The following is a 22,243-nucleotide window of genomic DNA, read 5'->3' on the forward strand; positions in this document are numbered from 1 at the left end:
GCCGGGCAGCGTCGGTGCCTCCGCCGGTCCGGCCGTGGCTGTCATGGCGCCTGACGGGCGGCTGCTCGCAGCCGGCGAGACAGGCGAGATCGTCATTCGCGGACCCAATGTCACGACGGGTTACGAGAAGAACCCGGATGCCAATGCCACGGCTTTCGCGCATGGCTGGTTCCACACTGGCGACCAGGGCGTGCTCGACGAGGACGGCTATCTCAGGGTCACCGGTCGGCTCAAGGAGATCATCAACCGCGGTGGCGAAAAGATCTCGCCGCTCGAGGTCGACGACGTGCTGATGGACCATCCGGCGGTGGCGCAGGTCGTCACCTTCGCCATGCCGCATGACAAGCTTGGCGAGGAGGTGGCCGCGGCGGTTGTGCTGCGCGAAGGCATCAGTGCCACCGAGGGCGACATCCGCACCTATGCCGCGACACGGCTTGCCGATTTCAAGGTGCCGCGCAAGATCCTGATCCTGGACGAGATCCCCAAGGGTGCGACCGGCAAATTGCAGCGCATCGGCCTTGCTGCCAAACTCGGGCTTTGACGATGAAGATCACCATCTTCGGCGCCGGTGCGATTGGCGGCTATCTTGCGGCCAAGCTCGCCATCACTGGGCGGACCGATCTTTCGATCGTCGCGCGCGGCGCCCATCTGGAAGCCATCAAGGCGGACGGCCTGCGCCTGATCGAGGATGGCCAGGAGATTTCGGTCCCCGTCCGGGCCGCCGCCAAAGCCGACGAGCTTGGCGCCCAGGATTACGTCGTGCTGGCGCTGAAAGCCCATTCGCTCTCCCCAGCCCTCGACCAGATCGCGCCGCTGCTCGGGGACCACACATCAGTCGTCACCATGCAGAACGGCGTGCCCTGGTGGTATTTCCACGGCGTCGGCGGGCCGCTCGAAGGCACCAGGCTGAACGCGGTCGACCCCGGCGGCGCGATCTGGCAGCGGATCGGACCGGACCGCGTCATCGGCTCGGGCGTCTATCCCGCCGTCGAGGTCGATGCGCCGGGTCTCATCCGCCATGTCGAGGGCAAACGTTTCTCGCTCGGCGAACCCTCCGGCGAGCGCAGCGAACGGGTCACGCTTCTGGCCGAGGAGATGGTCAAGGCCGGCCTGCAAGCGCCGGTGCGCGAGGACATCCGTAGCGAAATCTGGGTAAAACTGTGGGGCAATCTCTCCTTCAACCCGATCTCGGCGCTGACCGGCAGCACGCTGGCCGCGATCGTTGCCGACGATGGCACCCGCACGCTGGCCCGCACCATGATGCTGGAGGCGCAGGCGATCGGCGAAAGCCTCGGCGTGCGTTTTCCCATAGCGGTCGACCGGCGCATCAAGGGCGCCGGCGATGTCGGCGAACACAAGACCTCGATGCTGCAGGACCTGGAGCGCGGCAGGCCGATGGAGATCGACGCGCTGGTGAGCGCGGTGCAGGAACTTGGCCGGCTCACGGACAAGCCGACCCCGACCATCGATGCCGTGCTGGCGCTGGTGCGGCGGCTGGCGGTGGAACGCGGGTGTTATGGGTGAGATGGAAGGACAGGGCAAATCAGAGCCGTGGCGCGCGACGATCCAGGCCTTGAAGCGTCTTGGCCTCATATCCCGGCTTGACCAAGGTTAGCAGCATGCTGAACGCCATTCACCACGTCGCGCTCATCTGCACCGACTACGACCAGTCGCGACGGTTCTACGTCGAACTCCTCGGCCTCGATCTGATCCGGGAGGTTTATCGGGAGGAGCGGCAATCATGGAAGGCGGATCTGCGGATCGGGTCGGCCCAACTGGAATTGTTCTCCTTCCCTGCACCAGCGATGCGGCCATCCCACCCAGAGGCTACAGGCCTGAGACATCTGGCATTCGCTGTGGCTAATCTTGAGCCCGTAATTATCCGCCTGGAAGCCGCAGGCGTTGCCGTCGAGCCTATCCGGATCGACCCATATACGGACCAACGGTTTACCTTTTTCAGGGACCCGGATGGATTGCCGCTGGAACTCTACGAAGCCCCATAAGGAACGGTTCGCTTTCGCGACGGGCGCTGTGTACTGACGGTCTCGGTATCGGCGGACCGCGAATCTGTGCTAAGCGCCGCCCAACCAACCAAAGGACGACACCAATGAGCGAACTGACCGTGGCCGAGGCGACCGAGAGCATCTATGCCTCGCTCCGGGCGGACAATGCCGACATCGACACACATATCGCGGCGCTTAAGGCGGCGCTGACGCGAGAAGGGATCAAACAGGCGGTGTTCGATCCGGCCAAGCTGGCGCAGAACAACCGCTCGGGCCGCAAGTTGATGCAGGCTTATTTTCGGCAGCGCGGCGTGAGCGTGAAGTTCTCGGACCAGTAGAACCGCGCGGGCGATCTCAATCGCGCGATTTGGTTGGTTTCGGACGCAAGTTCCCCGACGCTTCGGGCCATCCCTTTTGACCGGCTCAATAACAGCGATCTGCCGCCGCAAGTGCATCGACGCGGTGAGCTTGGTCCAGTGCGCCAATCCGTCGGACTGACGCATAGAACCTGACATAGTCGCCCGAACACAGATCGAACAGGCGCAGAAACGCGGTCACCCGATCGCTATAGACGGACGTCGCGGCGAGCTTTGCATTGTTGATCGGGGAAGCGAACCAGGCGTCGTATCCCCGGTATCGGCCCCAGCGCCTGTCGCGCATGTGTCGGTAGCGCATCCGCAGCCGTTCAATCGCGGCCGTCTTCGCGGCCAGTTTTTGCTCCGAGGTGCCGGAGTTGGAATAGACTTGCGTCAGCTCGTCGCGGGTCCGCGACACCAGCGCAAGAAATTCAGCCTTGCGCCTCCGGGCGGCTTCGTAAGGGCGCAATGCGGCGGCATCGCCAGTCGCGCGCAGCCATTTTTTCACGCCGGTTGTTTCGACGGCGACAGCGAACGCCTCGTTGAATGCGGAATCGTCGTGCACGTAGACGCGCTGGTGGGCCAGTTCATGGAACACCAGCGCTGCAAGATAGGTTTCATCCTGGCCGAACATCGTGCTGAGCAGCGGGTCGCTCGACCAGCCAAGCGTGGAATATGCCGTGATGCCCGTCACATAGATGTCCATGCCCTGTCCTTGAAGTTCGACAGCGGTTTCAGTCGCGGACTTCCTGGAGAAATACCCCCGGTAGGGAACACAGCCGAAAACAGGGAAACACCATGTTCGCGGCGTCAGCGAAAATGCCGGCGCGGCGAAGACGGCCCATGTCACCGAGTCCCGACCAATGTCGACATAGCTGCGGTAGCTGTTGTTGTCAGGCAGCGCCAGTTCATCCGTTGCGAACTGTCGTATAGCGCTCGCCGATGCCATTCGCGCGCGCAATGCCTTCGGCGTCGACGGATCCTCGATCAGTTTTCCGACATCCTGGCGCGCTGTCATGATCCGCAGATGGCCCTGCACGGATTGCGCGTAGTAGGAAATACTGGTGCAACCGGTCACGCCGGACGCCACGATTACAACGACAAGCAATCGAAAGAATGCGCGCATCACGATTTGCCCAAAGCAGTGCTCACCCGTTCCGATGGAGTCGCAATTGCCCCAGGTCGCAAGCAGTCGCATCGATTTGATCGAGGTCTATAGCTTTCTGAAGTATCCGGACAGGTGCTCATTGGGGAGACGCATGCGTCATCACGCGCAAGCCGCGTCCCATCAACCTGCAGCTGATCAGTCCTTTCCCGCCCGCTTGAAAATCCGCGCGTAAAATTCGCCGACGATGCCGCGCCGGAAGACGAGCACGCACACCATGAAGATCAGGCCAGTGGCGATGGTCACCGGAAAGCCAGAAGTGGCAAGCGTGTTTTCCAGGCCGATGACAAGGCTGGCGCCGATGATCGGCCCGACCATGGTGCCGATGCCGCCCAGAAGCGTCATCAGGATCACCTCGCCCGACATCTGCCAGGTGACGTCGGTGAGCGTGGCGAACTGGAAAACGATCGCCTTGAGCGATCCGGCCAGCCCGGCCAGCGCCGCCGACATGACGAAGGCGCCGAGCTTGTAGTTGGCGACGGAATAGCCCAGCGAAATGGCGCGGTTCTCGTTCTCGCGGATCGAGCGCAGGATCATGCCGAACGGCGAATTGACGATGCGCCAGATGGCGAAGACGCCGACGAGGAACACCGCCAGCACGAAATAATACATGTTCAGCGAGACGTTCAGGTCGAGGACGCCTAGCAGCATGCCGCGCGGCACACCTTGGATGCCATCCTCGCCTTGCGTGAACGGCGCCTGCACGCAGAAGAAGAAGAACATCTGCGACAGCGCCAGCGTGATCATGGCGAAATAGATGCCTTGCCGGCGAATGGCGAAGAAGCCCATGACGAAGCCAAGCAGGGCCGCACCCGCCATGCCGAGCAGAATGCCGGCTTCCGGCGGCCAGCCCCAGACCTTGACGGCATGCGCCGTGAAGTAGGCGGCGCCGCCGAAAAAGGTGGCGTGGCCGAACGACAGCAGCCCGGTGTAGCCAAGCAGGAGATTGAACGCACAGGCAAACAGCGCAAAGCACAGCATCTTCATCAGGAAGATCGGATAGACCAGGAAAGGCGCCACCAGCAGCGCCAGGATGCCGAGCCCGACCAGCGTCCATTCAAGCCGTGCCGAGGTTTTGGCCGATGTCTCGCGAAGCGTCAGTTCCGACATGTCAGATGTCTCTTCCGACATGTCAGGCGTCCCTTCCGAACAGGCCGGCCGGCCGGACCAGAAGCACGATGGCCATGTTGACGAAGACCACGAGGTTGGAGGCCTCGGGGTAGAAGACCTTGGTCAGGCCTTCGGCAAGGCCGAGCATGTAGCCGGTGACGATGGCGCCAAGGATCGATCCCATGCCGCCGACCACGACGACGGCGAAGACGACGATGATGAGATCCGACCCCATAAGCGGGCTCACCTGATAGATCGGCGCTGCCAGAATTCCGGCAAGCCCAGCCAGCGCGGAGCCGAGGCCGTAGGTCAGCGTCAGCAGCAACGGCACGTTGACGCCGAAAGCCTGGACGAGGCGGGGATTCTCCGTTGCGGCGCGCAGGTAGGAACCGAGCCTGGTCTTCTCGATCAGCGCCCAGGTTCCGAAGCAGACGATCAGCGAGGCGACGACGACCCAGCCGCGATAGTTGGGCAGGAACATGAAGCCGAGATTGGTGCCTCCCGCAAGCAGCGGCGGCACCGCGTAGGGGTTTCCCGAGACGCCGTAATAGTAGCGGAAGATGCCTTCGAGCACGAGCGCGAGGCCGAAGGTGAAGAGCAGCCCGTAGAGCGGATCGAGATCGTACAGCCGCGACAGCGCCAGGCGCTCGACCACGATGCCGAAGACACCGACGATCAGCGGGGCAAGGATCAAGGCGGGCCAGTAGCCGATGCCGAGATAGGTGAGCAGCAGATAGCCGACGAAGGCGCCGAGCATATACTGGGCGCCATGGGCGAAATTGATGACGCGCAGCAAGCCGAATATGACAGCCAGGCCCAGGCTCAGCATGGCGTAGAACGAGCCGTTGATCAGGCCGACCAGCAACTGGCCGAGGAAGGCCTGAACGGGGATGCCGAAGATCATCGTCATGGCGCCATCATACACCCAGGACTTCGTGGAGCTGCGTCATGCGGTCCGGCAGCTCGCCGACCGGAAACCCCGCCACCACCTTGCCGTGCTCCATCAGATAGAAACGATCGGCGACACGGCTGGCGAAGCGAAAATTCTGCTCGACCAGCAGGATCGTCATGCCGCGCTTTTTCAACGTCGCCAGCAACGCGCCGATGCGCTGCACGATGACGGGAGCGAGCCCCTCCGTCGGCTCGTCGAGAAGCAGCATTTTCACACCCGTTCTCAACATGCGCGCGATCGCCAGCATCTGCTGTTCGCCGCCCGACAGCCTGGTGCCGGGACTGTTGCGCCGCTCCTTCAGATTGGGGAACAGATCGAATATCTCCTCGACGCTCATGCCGCCCTCGGCCACGACCGGCGGCAGAACCAGGTTCTCGTCGACGGTCAGCGTGGCGAAAATACCGCGCTCCTCCGGCACGAAGCCGATGCCCTGATGCGCGGTGCGGTGCAGCGGCAGCCGCATCAGATCCTGGCCGTCGAAGGCGATCCCGCCGGTTCGCTTGCGGATCAGCCCCATGATGGCGCGCAGCGTCGTCGTCTTGCCGACGCCATTGCGGCCGAGCAGTGTGACCGTCTCGCCGGAATACACTTCCAGATCGACGCCGTGCAGCGCATGGCCCTCGCCATACCAGGCGTTGAGGCCGCTGACGGCAAGCAGAGGTGCGGTACTAGTCATCGGCGGTGCCCATATAGGCGATCTTGACGCGCTCGTCGCGGCTGACCGTGGCGTAGTCGCCGGCGGCCAGCACCTCGCCGCGCTGCATGACCGTTATCCAGTCGCAAAGGTCGGCCACGACAGTCAGATTGTGCTCGACCATCAGCACGGCGCGATCCTTGGCCACCGAACGGATAAGGTCGGAAACCGTGGCCACGTCCTCGTGCCCCATGCCGGCCATCGGCTCGTCCCGCAGCAGCACTTTCGGATCGAGCGCCAGGGTCGTGGCGATCTCGAGCACGCGTTTCCTGCCATAGGAAAGGTCGCCGGCGAGCCTGTTCCTGGCGTCGTCGAGACCGACCGAGCGAAGCAATTCCTCGGCACGCGGCGTCAGCCGGTCGAGCGCCGCCAGCGAGCGCCAGAACTGAACGCTGAGCCCGCCCGGCCGCTGCAGGGCGACGCGGACATTGTCGAGCACGCTGAGGTGCGGAAAAATCGCCGATATCTGGAACGAGCGCACCAGGCCCATCCGCGCGACCTTGGCCGGCGACGTGCGGGTGATGTCATGGCCAAGCAGCTCGATCCTGCCGCTGGTCGGCGCCAGGAACTTGGTGAGCAGGTTGAAGACGGTCGTCTTGCCGGCGCCGTTGGGTCCGATCAGGGCATGGATGTTGCCATGGCGAACATCCAGATCGACGTTTTTCACGGCGATGAAGCCGGCAAAGTCACGCCGCAACCCGCGGGCGGAAAGCACCACAGGCGGCTCGTTCGCGCTCAGGTCAGTCGGCGCCATCGGCCGCGCCGATCACTGGCCGGCCGTCGGACAGCCGCTTTCCTTTTCGCTCAGGAAGGCCTCGTTGCCAGGAATGGTGGCAAGATATTTGTAGTAGTCCCACTCCTTGGTGCTCTCGGCTGGCGACTTGACCTGATAGAGGTACATGTCGTGGACCATGTTGCCGTCCGCCTGCACTTTGCCGTTGGTTATCGCGGCGTCGTCCACGGGCATCGAATGCAGTTGCTTGGCGACCGCTTCGGTCTCGTCGGTGCCGGCCTTGTCGATCGCTTTCAAATACTGCGTCACCGCCGAATAGGTCGAGGCCTGGATCATGTTCGGCATGCGGTTGGTGCGCTTGAAGAAGCGCTGCCCAAATTCGCGGCTCTTGTCGTCGCGATCCCAATAATAGCCTTCGGTCAGCACAACGCCCTGCGCCGCTTGAAGGCCAAGCCCATGCACCTCGGCCAGCGTGAACAGGAGTGCGGCAAGACGCTGACCGCCCTGCACGATGCCGAATTCGGCCGCCTGCTTGATGGAGTTGGAGGTATCGAGGCCGGCATTGGCCAGGCCGATGACCTTGGCGCCCGACGATTGCGCCTGCAGCAGGAAGGACGAATAATCGGTCGATCCCAGGGGATAACGCACCTCGCCCAGCACCTTGCCGCCATGGCTCTCGACGAACTTGGTGGTCTGATCCTTCAGCGAATAGCCGAATGCATAGTCGACGGTGACGAAGAACCAGCTGTCGCCGCCCTGCTGCACGAGAGAGCCGCCTGTCCCAACCGCTTGCGAATGAGTGTCATAGGCCCAGTGGAAGCCATAGGGCGAGCATTGTTTGCCGGTCAGCTCCGTGGTCGCCGCGCCGGTGACGATGTCGATCTTCTTCTTTTCCTTGGAAATCCCCTGGACGGCGAGCGCCACCGAAGAGGTCGTCAGTTCCATGATGGCATCGACCTGCTCGGTGTCATACCACTGCCGCGCGATGTTGGAGGCGATATCCGGTTTGTTCTGGTGGTCGGCGCTGATGATTTCTATCGGCGCTCCCTGCACCTTGCCGCCGAAATCCTCGACCGCCATCTTGGCCGCCTCGACCGACCACTTGCCGCCGAAATCGGCGTAGACGCCCGATTGGTCGTTGAGGATGCCGATCTTGACCTTGCCGTCGGAAATTTCAGCGGCCGAGGCGGGGATCGCGGATGCGGCGAGAAGTGCCGCGGAAACGAAAAGGCTTACCTTCATGGTTGACTTCCTCCCATAGCGATGAATCCGACCGACCCTCCTACGATCGATCATCGCAATGGTATTGAACATGAGGAAGATAGGGACAGAGGGCAAGAGGCCGTTAGGGATTTCGTGCTCGAAGCGATACGGTTTGGCGGCGGAATGCGAGCCTTGAGCGCGAGATAGAGACACAAACACGTGAACCGCCGGCGGCAGTGCCGGCTCAGCCCTCGGCGGCGACGAGGTGGCCGTTGCCGACATCCCTCAGCGCCAGTTTCAACGGCGCCTCGCCGATCTTGCGGGTGGCGCTCGGGATCTCCTGGTCGAGGCGGGCGAAGCGGCTTCTTCGCTTGGCTGGATCGGGCACCGGCACGGCTTGGATGAGGCGTCTGGTGTAGGGGTGGCGCGGGTTGGAAAAGACTTGGTCGCGTGTGCCCATCTCGACGATCTGGCCGAGATACATGACGGCGACGCGGTCGGAGATGTTCTCGACCACAGCCATGTCGTGCGAGATGAAGAGATAGGCGACGCCGAATTCGCGCTGTAATTCCTTCAACAGATCGAGCACGCGCGCCTGCACCGAAACGTCGAGCGCCGAGACGCTTTCGTCGGCGATGATCAGCTTCGGCCGCAGCGCAAGAGCGCGTGCAATACAGACGCGCTGGCGCTGGCCGCCGGAGAATTCATGCGGATAGAGCTCCATCTGATCGGCCGACAGGCCGACGCGCTCGAACAGCGCCGCGACACGGTCACTGCGCTCCTGCTTCGAGGCGATGCCATGGATCAGCAGCGGCTCGGCGACGAGTTCGCCGACGCGCATGCGCGGGTCGAGCGAGGCGTAGGGATCCTGAAAAATCATCTGCACGTCGCGGCGCACCGCCTTACGCTCGTCGCGACCAAGGCCGGACAGATTGCGCCCGCCAACCGCGATATCGCCGCTGTAGGGCACCAGTCCGGCCAGCGCCTTGGCGGTGGTCGACTTGCCACAGCCGGATTCGCCGACCAGCGCCAGCGTCTCGTTGGGCGCGATCGAGAAGGTCACGCCTTCCACCGCGTGGACGCGCCGGGTGACCCGGCCGAAGAAGCCGCCATGCAGGTCGAAGCGGACATGCAGGTCGTTGACTTCTGCGACATTGGCCGGCATCGCCGTCTCGGCATCCCTGGATTTCTGGCGGCCGATACCGCTGCCAATGCGCGGCACGGCGGCCAGCAGCTCGCGCGTGTAGTCGGCTTGCGGCCTGGCAAAAATGTCAGCGGTTTTTCCCTCTTCGACCATGCGGCCATGCCGCATGATGATGACGCGGTCGGCCATTTCGGCGACGACGCCCATATCGTGGGTGATCAGGATGACGCTGGTGCCGTGCTGGCGCTGCAGGTCGCGCAGCAGCTCCAGCACCTCGCCTTGCACGGTGACGTCAAGTGCGGTCGTCGGCTCGTCGGCGATCAGCACGTCCGGCTCGAGCGCCAGCGCCATGGCGATCATCACCCTCTGGCGCATGCCGCCGGAGAGCTCGTGCGGAAACTGCTTTAGCCGGCTTTCGGCTTCCGAAATGCGCACCGCCTTCAACGCCTCGATGGCGCGCTGACGAGCTTCGCCCTGCGACAGGCTGGTGTGTGCCTCGATGGATTCGGTGAGCTGCCGGCCGATCGACAGCACCGGGTTGAGCGAGGTCATCGGCTCCTGGAAGATCATGGCGATGCGGTCGCCGCGAATGCGCCGCATCCCGCGCTCGTCGAGAGTCGTCAGATCTGTATCGCCCAGATGGATTTTCCCAGACGATATGCGCGCCGCCGGCTGCGGCAGCAATTGCATGATGGCCAGTGCGGTCATCGATTTGCCGGAGCCGGATTCACCGGCAATGCAGAGCGTCTCGCCACGCGCCAGCGTCAGCGACAGGTCGGAGACGACCTCGCGCTCGCCGTCCTCGCCGCGCACGCTGACGCAGAGGTTGGCGATGTCGAGGATGGGTTCGGGGGTTGAGGTCATTGCAAAGGCAAAGTTCTGAGAGGTTTATTCCGGCACGCCCCCCTCTGTCCTGCCGGACATCTCCCCCTCAAGGGGGGAGATTGGCCGTCACGTGGGCCGGCGCTCCCCCTTGCAACATTAGAGATTGGCGAAAGCCGAAGTGACATCTGATCTCCCCCCTTGAGGGGGAGATGTCCGGCAGGACAGAGGGGGGTGCAGCGCCGACTTGACATCATTCAAACACGCAGCGCGGGAAGTAGAACGACACCACCCAGTTCGGTATGTCGACGATCTCGCTGATCCTGAGATCACCGCAGACAGAGGCCAACATATAGGCTTCGACCGGGTCGATCTTGTAACGGCCGGCGAGCAGGTCGACCATCTGGGCAACCGCCTCCCTGGCGCCGGCCATCAGGTCCGGACCGATGCCGGTCGTCACCTCATAGCCCTTGGCGTCGAGATGGCGCGTCACCGGGCCTGGCGTGGTGAAGCGCGGCGTCTTCAGCCTGGCGTCCTTGACCAGATCGAGCTTGAGCACGACGTCCATCGGGCTTTCGATCGCCGTGCCGCAGACCTCGCCGTCGCCTTGCGCGGCATGGGTATCGCCGACCGAAAACAGCGCGCCCGCCACTTCCACCGGCAGGTACAGCGTGGTGCCGGCGGCGAGATCGCGGATGTCGAGATTGCCGCCGACGCGCCTTGGCGGCACCACCGAATGGTGGCCCTTTTCCGCCAGCGCGTTGCCGATGGTGCCGGCGAAGGGTTTCAACGGCACACGCGCATTTTTGCCGAACAGCGCCGGCTCGAGCGAGACGGCGTCGTATTTCCAGATGTTCAGCGCCGGCTCTTTGAAGTCGTCGGCGAGCAGCCCGAAACCGGGAATGTTGGCCGTCCAGCCGAAGCCGGATGGTTTGAACATCTCGATCGTCACCTTCAGTGCATCGCCCGGCTCGGCGCCCTCGACGAAGATCGGCCCGGTCACCGGATTGACGGTGGCGAAGTCGAGCCTGGCGACGTCGGCGACCGTGCTGTCGGCCTGCAACTGGCCGCCGGAGGAATCGAGGCACTGGAACTCGATGGTCGAGCCGGGCGCCACCCGCTCGGCCGGGACAAACGAATTGTCCCAGCCGAAATGATGTTGGCGCCCGTGGATGGTGTAGTCGCAGTTATTGCACATCTTTTACGTACACATTGTCGTAGTTGATCGGGATATGGACCGGGTCGACATAGAGGTTGTCGGCGCCGCCCATGCGCGCCGACTTCATGGTGAAGCGCTGCTCGTTGAAGACCGGCGCCCAGGGCGCGTCTTCCATCACCTTGTCGTAGATGGCGCTCCACATCTTGTCGCGCTCGCCGGCCTTGGCCGGGTCGACCACCGAGTCGGCCTCGGCCGCCTTGGCGTCGAGATCCTTGTTGCAGTACCACGACCAGTTCCAGCCGCCCGGCACCGCGCCGGCGCAGCCGAGGATCGGGCCGTAGAAGTTCGACGGATCCGGGAAGTCGGCGATCCAGGCCATGCCGCCGGACCAGATCATCGGTGCGCCGGCCTTGTCGCCGCCGGCGGCAATGACGTTTGCCTGAGCCAGCGACTGGATGCTGGCCTTGATGCCGATCGCCGCCAGATCCTGCTGGATCGCCTGAGCGATGCGCGGGTTGGGATCGGTGTTCATGGCGAACAATTGCGTGTCGAAACCATCGGGATGACCGGCCTCGGCAAGCAGCGCCTTGGCCTTGGCGACGTCATAGGGATAGCCCTTGTACTCCTTGTCGTAGCCGGGCATCGACGGCGGCAGCGGCTGGTTGGCCGGCACAGCGCGGCCGTTGATGATCTGGATGATGCGCGCCTTGTTGATCGCCATGTTGACCGCCTGGCGCACCTTCACATTGTCGAACGGCGCCATGGTGGTGTTCATGGTGACATAGCCGGTGTGCAGCTGGCCGCCTTCGACGACGCGCGCCTTCTGCTCCGGATCGGCCATCACCTCCTGGAATTTTGCCGGCGGAATGCCGTCGCCGGGCACGTCGATCTCGCCCTTCTGCAGGCGCAGCAGCGCAACGATCGGCTCCTGGCCGATCTCGAAGGTGATCTTGTCCAGATGCGGCAGGCCCTTGTGCCAATAGTCCGCATTGCGCTCGAAGACGATGCGCTGGCCGAGTGTCCACTCGGCGAGCTTGAAGGCGCCGGTGCCGACCGGATGCTTGCCGAAATCGGCGCCGTATTTCTCGACCTCTTCCTTCGGCACGACATGCGAGAAGTTGATGGCCATGACATGCAGGAAAGTGGCGTCGGGCCGGGTCAGCTCGAACTTGACCGTGTAGGGATCGACGACGGTGACGCCGGAGAGGCTCTCGGCCTTGCCGGCGGCGACATCGTCATAGCCCTTGATCGAGCCGAAAAAGCCGGCGCCGGGGCTCTGGGTCTTGGGATTGGTGACGCGGTCGAGCGAATATTTCACGTCGTCGGCGGTCATCTCGCGGCCATTGTGGAATTTCACGCCATGGCGCAGCTTGAAGGTGAAGGTCTTCCCGTCGGGCGCTATCTCGTAGCTCTCGGCAAGGTCGGGCTTCAAATTGGTGGTGCCAGGTTCGTAATCCATCAGCCCGTCGAACAGGCTCTTGATCATCGACCAGTTCTGCCAGTCATACCCGATCGCCGGATCGAGCGTGGCGACATCGTCCTTGTAGGTGATGGTGATGGCGCCGCCCTGTTTGGCGTTCGGATCGACGGTGTCCTCGGCGCGAACACTTGTCATGCCGAGCATCAGCGCCAGCGCCGATGCCGCTACCGTGGATGCGAGAAACTTTTTCATTTTTATGTTCCCTTTCTCTGTCTGGTTTTCATTTTCATCTGAGCTTGATGCGGGGGTCGATGAAGGGCGCGATGACGTCGGCCAGCAGATTGCCGAGCACGATGGCGAAGGCCGAGACCAGGGTGACGCCCATGATGATCGGGATGTCCACGCGCTGGATGGCCTGCCACGCCAGCTGGCCAATGCCAGGCCAGCCGAACACGCTTTCGACGACGACGATGCCACCCATGAAGATGCCGATGTCGATGCCGATCATGGCGATGACCGGCAGGATGGCGTTGGGCAGTGCATGTCGGAACAGGATGGCTCGCCGCGCCAGGCCCTTGGCGCGGGCGGTGCGGACATAATCCTGACGCAGAACATCGATCATCGACGAGCGCATCATGCGGGCGTACCAGCCGGCGCCGAGTATGCCCATGGTCAGCGACGGCAGCACGAGATGACGCCAGGTGCCATAGCCGCCGATCGGGAACCAGCTGAGCCGCACGGCAAAGACGTAGAGCAGCAGCAGGCCGACGACGAATTGCGGCGCCGAGACGCCGACAAAGGAGGCGACCATCAGCGTCTGGTCGGTGCCGGTGCCGCGCTTGACGGCGGCGATCAGGCCCATGCTCAGGCCGAGCAGCAGCTCGCACAGGATGGCGCCGACCATCAGCAACAGGCTGGCCGGGAGCCGTGAGACGATCAGCTCGGTGACTTCGGAGCGCTGGATGTAGGAGCGGCCGAGATCGCCACTGACGAGCTTCGTGAGATAGCGCCAGTACTGGACGATGAAGGGCTGGTCGAGGCCGAGCTGCTGGCGGATGTTCTCAACCGTCTGCGGCGTGGCGCTGCGGCCGGCGATCTGGCGCACCGGGTCGGCCGGCAGGAGATAGAGCAGCGCGAAGGTGATCAGCGAGACGCCGAGCAGGATCAGCAGCGACTGGATCAGGCGGCGGCCGAGATAGGCGATCATGCCCGGCCCCTTTGCGTCGGATCGAGGATGTCGCGCAGCGCGTCGCCGATCAGGTTGAAGGCCAGTGCCAGCGCCAGGATCGCCGCGCCGGGAAAGAACACCAGCCAGGGTGCTGCCTGGAAGTAGGTCTGGTTCTCGAAGATGATGTTGCCCCAGGACGCGGTCGGCGGCTGCACGCCAATGCCGAGAAAGGAGAGCGTCGCCTCCAACAGCACCGTGGTCGAGATGCCGAGCGTGCCCCAGACGATGATGGTCGGCAGGAGATGCGGCAGGATGTGGCGAAACAGGATGCGCGGTGCGCTCGCCCCGATGGTGCGCTCGGCGTCGATGAACTCGCGTTCGGCGAGCGAAGAGGTCTCGGTGTAGATAACGCGGGCGGTCTGCACCCAGTTGACCAGGGCGATGACCATGGCGACGATCCACAGGCTTGGCTCGAACACCGCGGCCAGGCAAATGGCGAGCAGCAGTGCCGGAAACGCCATCATCAAATCGGTGAAACGCATCAGCGCACTGCCGATCCAGCCACGGAAATAGCCGGCGACAACGCCGACCAGCGTGCCGATGAACAGCGCCACGCCATTGGCGACGATGCCGATGATCAGCGAGGTGCGGGCTCCGTAGAGGATGCGGGTCAACAGGTCGCGGCCGAGCAGGTCGGTGCCGAGCCAGAATTTTGCATCCGGCGGCAGTGGCGAGCCCTCGATGGTCAGGCCGTCGAACATCTGCTCGTTGGGATCATAGCCGGTCAGCCATGGCGCCAGCACGGCGCCGGCGACAACGGTGGCGACGATCACCAGCCCGAGCAGCGCCAGACGGCGTTTGACCAGCCGGCGCCAGACGCCGGCGCGCGGCTTGACCGACATGCGCCCTGGTGCGGTGAGATCAGGCGCGATGGGACTGGTCATCGCCGCCTTCTTCCCCCGTTGCTTCTTCACTTGTCATGGCCACGATCCGCCGCGCGGCATCCTCGACGCTGATCTGCCAGCTCATCGCCAGCGAGCGAAGCTGCGCATAGGCGCGGCCGTCATCGGCGCCTTTCGCCAGTGCCGTCACCGCGCGCACGATGGTCTGGCGCTCGGCGACGCGCTGGCGAAGCGAGGCGATTTCGCTGGCCAGGTGTTTTCGCGCCTCGAAACTTTGCCTTGCGATCAGCAGTGCGCTGTAGACGCCGGCATTGCCGACCGGCTTCAAGAGCTGGGCGTCGGCCTTGTGCGACAACGCCCATTCGATGCGGCCGGGCGCCTCGGAACCGATCAGCGCCACCAGCGGCATCGGCGCTTCGCCCGGCTTCCACGGGAATTGCTCGTCGAAGCCGAGATCGGCGTCGAAGAAGACGAAATCGGCCGCCAGCGCCTCGGGCGGCAGTTCGGGCCAGCAGTCCAGCGTGATCAGGCCGATGGCCGACAATTGCCTGGTGATCGCCTGCACCGTCGGATGCGGGCGGTGCAGGATGAAGGCCCTGGCGCCGCCGAGATTGGGGATGCGTGGGGTTCTCGTCACGACACCACCCTCAGGCGCGGGCGGCCGAATGTTTTTGCCGGGTCGTAGCGCGACAGATACGGGTCTGGCGCGACTTCGTCCTCGCGGCTGACGACCTCGAAGAAGCCATCCGCGATGCGCCCGATGATCACCGGCAGTGTCGCGTGCTGGGAATGGGCGTCGATGGCTATCGGCCCGAGCCGGGTGGAGAAGCGACGTTCTGCGAAGGCTCTGGAAAATTCCGCCGGACCGGCTTCGTGATTGCTGGAGAGCACGTCGGCCATCACCTGCACGGAGGCATAGGCGGAGGCCTCGAAAGACGAGGCGAAGGCGGCCGGCCGCGGCGCGAAATACGGCCCGACCGACAGATGTCCCTTGCCGGATTCACCGATCGCCGGCAGCTCACCTTCGGTGAGGTTGCAGGAGATGACGGGACAAGTCTCGGGACTGAAGGCGGCATCCTCGTGACCCAGGTCGCGATAGGCCGCGAGGAAGGCGTAGGACGAGGTGCCGATCAGGTTGTTGAGGATGAAGTTCGGCCGCGTGGCGCGGATCTCCGCGATCAGCCGCGACACATCGGTCTCGCCGATGCGCAGATAGCGTTCGCCCAGCACCTTGCCGCCGGCATCCGCGATCAGGTCGCGCGCGACGCGGTTCATCTCCCAGCCCCAGATGTAGTTCGAGCCGAGCAGGAAACCGTTGGCGCCGAAACGCGGCACGACATGCGCCATCAGCGGCACCAGATGCTGGTTGGGGCAGGCGTGCATGTAGACGACGTGCTCGTTGGCCTCGAAGCCCTCATAGGGGCAGGCGTACCAGAGCATGCCGCCCGCCTTCTCGAGCACCGGAATGGCTTCCTTGCGGCTCCACGAGGTGACGCAGCCGACGACATGGCGCGCGCTGCTGGTCCTGAAAATATCCTCGCACAGCGTCGCGTAGCGGTCCGCATTGCTTTGCGGATCGCGCTCGACCGGCACCAGTTCGATGCCTGAGCTGCGATCGGCGTTGATGTCGGCGATGGCGCGCATGGCGCCGATGCGGCACGCATCGGAGACGAGCTGATAGCTCCCCGAGCGGGAATACAGGATGCCGATCTCGATACGCCGTTTCAAACAGATCCCCAAAATGACAATGCCTCGCAGCCAGCGCCGGAAGGGCGAGGCATACGAGGCATTCTTGCCGCCCGGCGATCAGAGCCGGTATTTTGCGCTAGCGTATTCTGTCCGGCGGGTCAGTCAAGCCCTCAACGATATTTGCGTGACCGTCATCGCCGTTTCGCTGCCGCCGGCTATCTGGCCGCCGGCCTCTGACCGTGTTGACGGGCATAGGTCACACAGGCGTCCACCGTGCTGACACAAAGCGCGTCGCGCCTGTTCGGCAAATTGTTGTCGCCGGCATAGGCAACTTCGGCGACGCGGCCGTCGACTATGCGAATTTGCGTGTCGCAATAACCGCCGGGAGCGACATTGACGGAGCCGCCGACCGCGGGGATCGCGCCGACCGCCAAAGTCGGAACCACAATGCTGAGATTGCCGCGCTGGACGATGCGCTTGTAGGTCCAGATCTGGCCCGATCGGCCGGCGTCGGCGGTGGCGGTCGGAAACCCGGCGCACATTCGAACATCGGCTTCGCTGAGGCCGACCATCTCCTTGCGGGCGGCCGCCGCCGTTGGATCAACCTTGGCGATACGCGACGTATCGTCGGGAACGACGCAGGAAGACTGGATGCCGACACAGAGAACAGCGAGGGCAAGCTTTTGAATGCAGGAAAATATCATGCCGACTGTCAGATTGGTCCGATGTCAGATTTGCGTGGCGCCCGCCGCTCCTTTCTACCTAGGCAGACAGGCGAAGGGATCAACCCGTTCAGCTTCACGAGAAAGTGGCTGTGGCTGCAACATGGAGAATTGCGCGTCACGGGTCTGCATTTCACGCAGGATCAATGGCCCTGCAAGTGCTTCCTACGCCAGGCGGCGGGCGCTTCGCCGACCCGCGCGCGAAAGAACCGTGAAAAATACGCCGGGTCGTCGAAGCCGATCTCGTAGGCGATGTCCTCCACCGTGCGTACGGTGAACAGCAGCAGACGCTTGGCCTCCAGCAGCCGCCTTTCGCTGACGACCCGCTTGACGCCGGCGCCCAGCACCGCATGGGCAGCCTTGTCGAGAAGATGCGGCGTGGTGGCCAGCGCCTCGACGTAGCGATCGACCGGCCAGTTGTCGCGGAAATGCGCGTCGGCGAGCCGACGCAGGCCCCGCGCCAGCGAAGCATCGGAAGAGGCGGCGGAGGCGGTCACGCCGGGGCTGAGGCGCGCGATGTGGGAGAGTGCGACGGCGATCAGCGACGGCAGGACCCTGTCATTGCCGGCTTGCGCCTCGGCATATTCGGCGGCGATCATCTCCAGCACCGCCGCCAGTCTCGCCCACGCTGCGTGTCGTGGCAGACCGTCGGCAAAGACCGGCCTGTCCAGCGGCAGCAGGCTGTGAGCGGCGATAGCCGCGAGCGCGCCGTCGGCGACCGAGACGACGATGGCGTCGGTGCCGGGTCCGATCGAGAAGCCATGCACGACAGCGCTCGGCACGAAGCTGACGGCAGGCGCCGAAAAGTCCCAGGATCGGTCTTCGATACGGTAGGTGCCGGAGCCGCTGGTCCAGTAGGTGATCTGGCCCATCTGCGGATGTTTGTGCGCCGCAACCTGACCAAGATGGATATTGCTGCGCGCAAGAACCGTCTCGACATGCAGGAAACCGACATCGAGCGGCCTCACCGGCTCGCCATAGACGAAGAAGTCGGGGATGGAATTCTGGCTCATGGCGCCTGAAAAAGTCCAATCGGTTTTGCCGTTCCGTCCATAACCGATGCATGTCCAAGGCGCTAGTGTTGCGACTCAAGAGGAGGACCATCATGCGATCAGAAGACTTCCGCACTGATAAGGCACGCCCGTTCACCGGGGCTGAGTATCTGGAGAGCCTGCGCGACGGCCGCGAGGTCTATATCAATGGCGAACGCATTGCCGATGTCACCACGCACCCGTCGATGCGCAATTCGGCGCGGTCGCTGGCGCGCCTCTACGATGCGCTGCATGATCCCCTGCGACGGGACACGCTGACCTCGCCGACCGACACCGGCTCGGGCGGCTACACCCACAAATATTTCCGCGTTGCCAAATCCTCTGGCGAACTCGCCGCCCAGCAGACGGCGATCGCCGAGTGGTCGCGCATGTCCTATGGCTGGATGGGGCGCACGCCCGACTACAAGGCGGCGCTGATGAACACGCTCGGCGCCAATGCCGACTGGTACGGGCCGTTCAAGGACAATGCACTGTCCTGGCACAGGCGTGCCCAGGAAGCCGCACTGTTCATGAACCATGCCATCGTCAATCCGCCGATCGACCGCCACAAGCCGGCCGAACAGGTGAAGGACGTCTTCGTCCACATCACCAGGGAGACGGATGCCGGCATCTATGTCTCCGGCGCCAAGGTGGTGGCGACGTCCTCGGCGCTGACCCACTACAATTTTCTGGCGCAGGGCTCGGCGACGATCACTGAGGATCCGTCGCTGTCGGTGATGTTCATCGTGCCGATGAATGCGCCGGGGATAAAGATGTTCTGCCGCGTCTCCTACGAGCAGACGGCCAACACGGTGGCGGCGCCCTTCGACTATCCGCTGTCGTCGCGCTTCGACGAGAACGACGCGATCCTGGTGCTCGACAATGTTTTCATCCCCTGGGAGGACGTTCTGGTGCTGCGCGACGCGCAGAAAATCCTGTCCTTCCACCCGGCGTCCGGCTTCATGCATGGCTACTGCTTCCAGGGCTGCACGCGTTTCGCCGTCAAGCTCGACTTCCTCGCCGGCCTGCTGGCCAAGGCGCTGCGCGCCACGGGCGGCGATGCTTTCCGCGGCAACCAGGCGGCACTGGGCGAGGTCATCGCGCTCAGGCACATGTTCTGGAGCTTTTCCAACGCCATGGCCTACAACCCGATCCCGTGGGCGAATGGCGCGGTGCTGCCCAATCTGGAAGCCGCGCTCGCCTACCGCACCTTTATGTCGGAAGCCTATCCGCGCGTCATCGACACCGTGCGCCGGGTGATCGCGTCCGGGCTGATCTACCTGCCGTCGTCGGTGCGCGACTTCAACAACCCCGAGATCGACAAGTATCTGGCGCAATATGTGCGTGGCTCCAACGACATGGGCCACATCGAGCGCATCAAGATCATGAAGCTTTTGTGGGACGCGACCGGCACCGAGTTCGGCGGCCGCCACGCGCTCTACGAGCTCAACTATGCCGGCGCGCCGGAAGAGGTGCGGCTGCAGGTGCTGAAAGGAGCTGAACGCGGCGGGCGGCTGAAGGCGATGGAAGAGCTCGTCGACACCTGCATGGCCGACTATGACGAGAATGGCTGGACGGGCGATACCTGGTTCAATCCGCTTGTCTCAACGGCCGAGTGAAACCAGATGGCCACGCAGATTTCGAAAGCCGATTTCCGCGACGCCATGGCGAGGGTCTGTGCGCCGGTCAACATCGTCACCACCGATGGCCCGGCAGGGCGCGGCGGCTTCACCGCCACCGCCATGTGCAGCGTCTCCGACGAGCCGCCGATGCTGCTGGTGTGCATGAACGGGCGCTCGACGCAGGCCGCCATGTTCCTGTCCAACCAGCGCTTCTGCGTCAACGTGCTGACGCATGACCACATGCATCTGGCGGGAAACTTCGCTGGCGCGGCCAGGGACATGGAGGCACGCTACGCCTCGGCGCGCTGGCAGACGCTGACCTCCGGCACGCCGGCACTCTCGGATGCGATCGTCAATTTCGATTGCGAGATCGAGACTGTACATGTCGTCGGCACGCACAATGTCATGATCGGCCGCGTCATCGACGTCCGGCACGGCAGCGGCGGCTCGGCCCTGCTCTATGTCGACCGCAGCTATACGCAGCCGACGCGGCTGGGCAGCTTTGGCGGGTGAAGCCGGGCGTCAGACGGTTTGGTGGCGGGAAGGCCTCCGCCTATCCCGTACGCGGCCGTGCCATCAGCCAGTCTTTCACCCCCGCCGATCCAGCCTCGCCACCAGCCGGTCCCCCGCCCACTGGATGCCGCAGACCAGGATGATCAGCACGATGACCACCGCGATCATGACGGACGTCTCAAATCGTTGATAGCCGTAGCGGATGGCGAGGTCGCCGAGGCCGCCGGCGCCGATGGCGCCGGCCATGGCCGAGGCACCGATCAGCGTCACCAGCGTCACCGTGAAGCCGGCGACGATGCCGGGCAGGGCTTCCGGCACCAGCACCTCGCGGATGATCGTCCAGCGGTTGCCGCCCATGGCGCGCGCCGCCTCGATCAAGCCACGGTCGACCTCACGCAACGACACTTCGGCAATGCGCGCGTAATAGGGTGTGGCGGCGATCGACAGCGGCACGATGGCTGCCCATGTGCCGATCGAGGTGCCGACGATCAGCCGCGTCACCGGGATCAGTGCCACCAGAAGGATGATGAAGGGCACCGAACGGAAGCCGTTGATGACGGCGCCGAGCGCCCGGTTCACCCACAGGCTTTCGGCAATCCCGCCGCATTCGGTGGCGATCAGTGCCAGGCCGAGCGGCAGGCCGAAGACCAGCGAGATGAGGCCGGAGGCGGCTGTCATCAGGACGGTTTCCCAGATCGAACGCAGCAGAAGTTCAAACAGGATCGGCGACATGGCCAAGCACCTCCACCCGCGCCTGGCGGGTCTTCAGGAATGTGATGATGTCAGCGAGATGATTTGCATCGCTGCCGGGAACAGACAGGAACAGCGTGCCGACGGGCTGTTGCTGGATATGGTCGATGCCGCCGTGGATGAGGCGGAAGGCGCCTGGAACAGCCGTGGCAAGGTCGGACAGCAACGGGCCGCGTGCCGCATCGCCGGCCACGTCGACGCGCAGGATCGTCTCCGCGCCGGCCGCCGGCAGCAGCCGGGCCGCCAGTTCGGCTGGCAGCTGCGGCCGGATGGCGCCGAGCAGGCTTTTGGTGATGTCTGATTGTGGGTCGGCAAACACCGACCAGACCGGCCCTTGCTCGACGATGCGCCCGGCGTCGATCACCGCAACGCGGTCGGCGATCGAGCGGACCACCTCCATCTCATGGGTGATCAGAAGGATGGTCAGCCCAAGCTGCCGGTTGATGTCCTTGAGAAGGGCGAGGATGGAGCGCGTTGTTTCCGGATCGAGCGCCGAGGTGGCTTCGTCCGACAAGAGCAGCGCCGGGCGTGCTGCCAGCGCCCGGGCGATGCCGACACGCTGCTTCTGGCCGCCCGACAGTGACGCCGGATAGGCTTTTGCCTTCTCGGACAGGCCGACGAGGTCGAGCAGTTCGGCGGCGCGCTTCAGTCGCTCGGCCTTCGAGCGGCCCTCGATCTTCAGCGGCAGCGCCACATTGTCTTCGACGGTCTTGGCCGACAGCAGGTTGAAATGCTGGAAGATCATGCCGATGCGCCGCCGCAGCGGCTGCAGCTCGCGCTCGCCAAGCCGGCTGATCTCTCGGCCTTCGATGAACACCTCGCCGGAGTCAGGCCGTTCCAGCCCGTTCAGGCAGCGGATCAGCGTCGACTTGCCGGCGCCGCTGCGGCCGATGATACCGAGGATCTCGCCCTTGCGCACGGTCAGCGAGATGCCGTCGAGCGCCGCTGTCACACCGAAGCGGCGCTTCAGCTCGACGAGGCGCACGACGTCCTGAGACGCGTCGGGCCGGCCATGGGTCGGATCGGCGGTTTCTCCGGATGCCGTGATATGCTGGTTCATGATTGTTCCTGTTCCCGAAAACGCA

The 22,243-nt window shown here is 64.0% G+C and carries 22 protein-coding genes and 1 pseudogene; 6 read left to right on the forward strand and 17 right to left on the reverse strand.

From position 1 onward, the window contains the following. The 4 genes and pseudogenes from EOB59_RS35925 to EOB59_RS04085 form a co-directional block, all read left to right on the forward strand. Positions 1-541: pseudogene (locus tag EOB59_RS35925) on the forward strand (AMP-binding protein); the annotation flags it as partial. 2 nt (positions 542-543) lie between these two features. Next, on the forward strand, positions 544-1,524 hold the full coding sequence (locus EOB59_RS04075; protein WP_128287722.1) for a 2-dehydropantoate 2-reductase: 981 nt from the start codon (positions 544-546) through the stop codon (positions 1,522-1,524). 95 nt (positions 1,525-1,619) lie between these two features. Beyond that, the gene (locus EOB59_RS04080) at positions 1,620-2,003 is read left to right on the forward strand and encodes a VOC family protein (protein WP_127328086.1); all 384 of its coding nucleotides are present in this window, start codon (positions 1,620-1,622) and stop codon (positions 2,001-2,003) included. Between the two features lie 104 nt (positions 2,004-2,107). After that, positions 2,108-2,341: a hypothetical protein gene (locus tag EOB59_RS04085; protein ID WP_127267610.1), complete on the forward strand. Its 234-nt coding sequence runs from the start codon at positions 2,108-2,110 to the stop codon at positions 2,339-2,341. A gap of 85 nt (positions 2,342-2,426) precedes the next feature. Here EOB59_RS04085 and EOB59_RS04090 read toward each other — a convergent pair whose 3' ends face one another. The 15 genes from EOB59_RS04090 to EOB59_RS04165 all read right to left on the reverse strand — a co-directional run bounded on the left by EOB59_RS04090 (position 2,427) and on the right by EOB59_RS04165 (position 18,255). After that, positions 2,427-3,485, reverse strand: a complete 1,059-nt coding sequence (locus EOB59_RS04090) for an aminopeptidase (RefSeq protein WP_128287723.1) — start codon at positions 3,483-3,485, stop codon at positions 2,427-2,429. 177 nt (positions 3,486-3,662) lie between these two features. Beyond that, positions 3,663-4,634, reverse strand: a complete 972-nt coding sequence (locus EOB59_RS04095) for a branched-chain amino acid ABC transporter permease (protein ID WP_127267612.1) — start codon at positions 4,632-4,634, stop codon at positions 3,663-3,665. A gap of 22 nt (positions 4,635-4,656) precedes the next feature. Further along, positions 4,657-5,544, reverse strand: coding sequence for a branched-chain amino acid ABC transporter permease (locus EOB59_RS04100; protein ID WP_128287724.1), 888 nt, complete (start codon positions 5,542-5,544; stop codon positions 4,657-4,659). 7 nt (positions 5,545-5,551) lie between these two features. Next, a complete protein-coding gene (locus EOB59_RS04105; protein ID WP_127267608.1) occupies positions 5,552-6,262 on the reverse strand; it encodes an ABC transporter ATP-binding protein in 711 nt (236 codons plus the stop codon). Beyond that, a complete protein-coding gene (locus tag EOB59_RS04110) occupies positions 6,255-7,034 on the reverse strand; it encodes an ABC transporter ATP-binding protein (protein WP_128287725.1) in 780 nt (259 codons plus the stop codon). Before EOB59_RS04110 ends, EOB59_RS04105 begins: the two co-directional genes overlap by 8 nt. A 12-nt stretch (positions 7,035-7,046) precedes the next feature. Further along, entirely contained in the window at positions 7,047-8,255 is a 1,209-nt protein-coding gene (locus tag EOB59_RS04115; RefSeq protein ID WP_027040146.1) for an ABC transporter substrate-binding protein, read from the reverse strand. A 205-nt stretch (positions 8,256-8,460) separates the two neighbouring features. Then, a complete protein-coding gene (locus EOB59_RS04120; RefSeq protein ID WP_128287726.1) occupies positions 8,461-10,224 on the reverse strand; it encodes an ABC transporter ATP-binding protein in 1,764 nt (587 codons plus the stop codon). A gap of 211 nt (positions 10,225-10,435) precedes the next feature. After that, positions 10,436-11,380 (reverse strand): acetamidase/formamidase family protein, encoded by a 945-nt coding sequence (locus EOB59_RS04130; RefSeq protein ID WP_127395845.1) that lies wholly within the window; start codon positions 11,378-11,380, stop codon positions 10,436-10,438. Then, positions 11,370-13,013, reverse strand: coding sequence for an ABC transporter substrate-binding protein (locus EOB59_RS04135; protein WP_128287727.1), 1,644 nt, complete (start codon positions 13,011-13,013; stop codon positions 11,370-11,372). The genes EOB59_RS04130 and EOB59_RS04135 overlap by 11 nt, the downstream gene beginning before the upstream one ends. Positions 13,014-13,047: 34 nt before the next feature. Next, a complete protein-coding gene (locus EOB59_RS04140; protein ID WP_128287728.1) occupies positions 13,048-13,968 on the reverse strand; it encodes an ABC transporter permease in 921 nt (306 codons plus the stop codon). Next, the gene (locus tag EOB59_RS04145; protein ID WP_206622027.1) at positions 13,965-14,831 is read right to left on the reverse strand and encodes an ABC transporter permease; all 867 of its coding nucleotides are present in this window, start codon (positions 14,829-14,831) and stop codon (positions 13,965-13,967) included. The genes EOB59_RS04140 and EOB59_RS04145 overlap by 4 nt, the downstream gene beginning before the upstream one ends. Before the next feature lie 19 nt (positions 14,832-14,850). Further along, positions 14,851-15,468 carry an ANTAR domain-containing protein gene (locus EOB59_RS04150; RefSeq protein WP_127268207.1) on the reverse strand — a complete coding sequence of 206 codons (618 nt, stop codon included), beginning with the start codon at positions 15,466-15,468 and terminating at the stop codon, positions 14,851-14,853. Next, complete coding sequence (locus tag EOB59_RS04155; RefSeq protein WP_128287729.1) at positions 15,465-16,559, reverse strand: transporter substrate-binding protein; 1,095 nt, start codon at positions 16,557-16,559, stop codon at positions 15,465-15,467. Before EOB59_RS04155 ends, EOB59_RS04150 begins: the two co-directional genes overlap by 4 nt. Positions 16,560-16,735: 176 nt before the next feature. After that, positions 16,736-17,224 carry a hypothetical protein gene (locus EOB59_RS04160; RefSeq protein WP_128287730.1) on the reverse strand — a complete coding sequence of 163 codons (489 nt, stop codon included), beginning with the start codon at positions 17,222-17,224 and terminating at the stop codon, positions 16,736-16,738. 161 nt (positions 17,225-17,385) lie between these two features. Further along, positions 17,386-18,255: a helix-turn-helix domain-containing protein gene (locus EOB59_RS04165; protein ID WP_128287731.1), complete on the reverse strand. Its 870-nt coding sequence runs from the start codon at positions 18,253-18,255 to the stop codon at positions 17,386-17,388. Between the two features lie 92 nt (positions 18,256-18,347). Here EOB59_RS04165 and EOB59_RS04170 point away from each other — a divergent pair, with 92 nt between their 5' ends. Then, positions 18,348-19,892: a 4-hydroxyphenylacetate 3-hydroxylase N-terminal domain-containing protein gene (locus EOB59_RS04170; protein ID WP_128287732.1), complete on the forward strand. Its 1,545-nt coding sequence runs from the start codon at positions 18,348-18,350 to the stop codon at positions 19,890-19,892. Positions 19,893-19,898: 6 nt separating this feature from the next. Next, positions 19,899-20,408, forward strand: coding sequence for a flavin reductase (locus EOB59_RS04175; protein WP_128287733.1), 510 nt, complete (start codon positions 19,899-19,901; stop codon positions 20,406-20,408). Positions 20,409-20,483: 75 nt separating this feature from the next. Here EOB59_RS04175 and EOB59_RS04180 read toward each other — a convergent pair whose 3' ends face one another. Next, positions 20,484-21,140 (reverse strand): methionine ABC transporter permease, encoded by a 657-nt coding sequence (locus EOB59_RS04180; protein ID WP_128287734.1) that lies wholly within the window; start codon positions 21,138-21,140, stop codon positions 20,484-20,486. Then, entirely contained in the window at positions 21,121-22,218 is a 1,098-nt protein-coding gene (locus tag EOB59_RS04185) for a methionine ABC transporter ATP-binding protein (RefSeq protein ID WP_128287735.1), read from the reverse strand. Before EOB59_RS04185 ends, EOB59_RS04180 begins: the two co-directional genes overlap by 20 nt. Between the last annotated feature and the right edge of the window lie 25 nt (positions 22,219-22,243).

The organism is Mesorhizobium sp. M7A.F.Ca.MR.176.00.0.0, from assembly GCF_004023165.1.
Classification (GTDB): Bacteria; Pseudomonadota; Alphaproteobacteria; order Rhizobiales; family Rhizobiaceae; genus Mesorhizobium.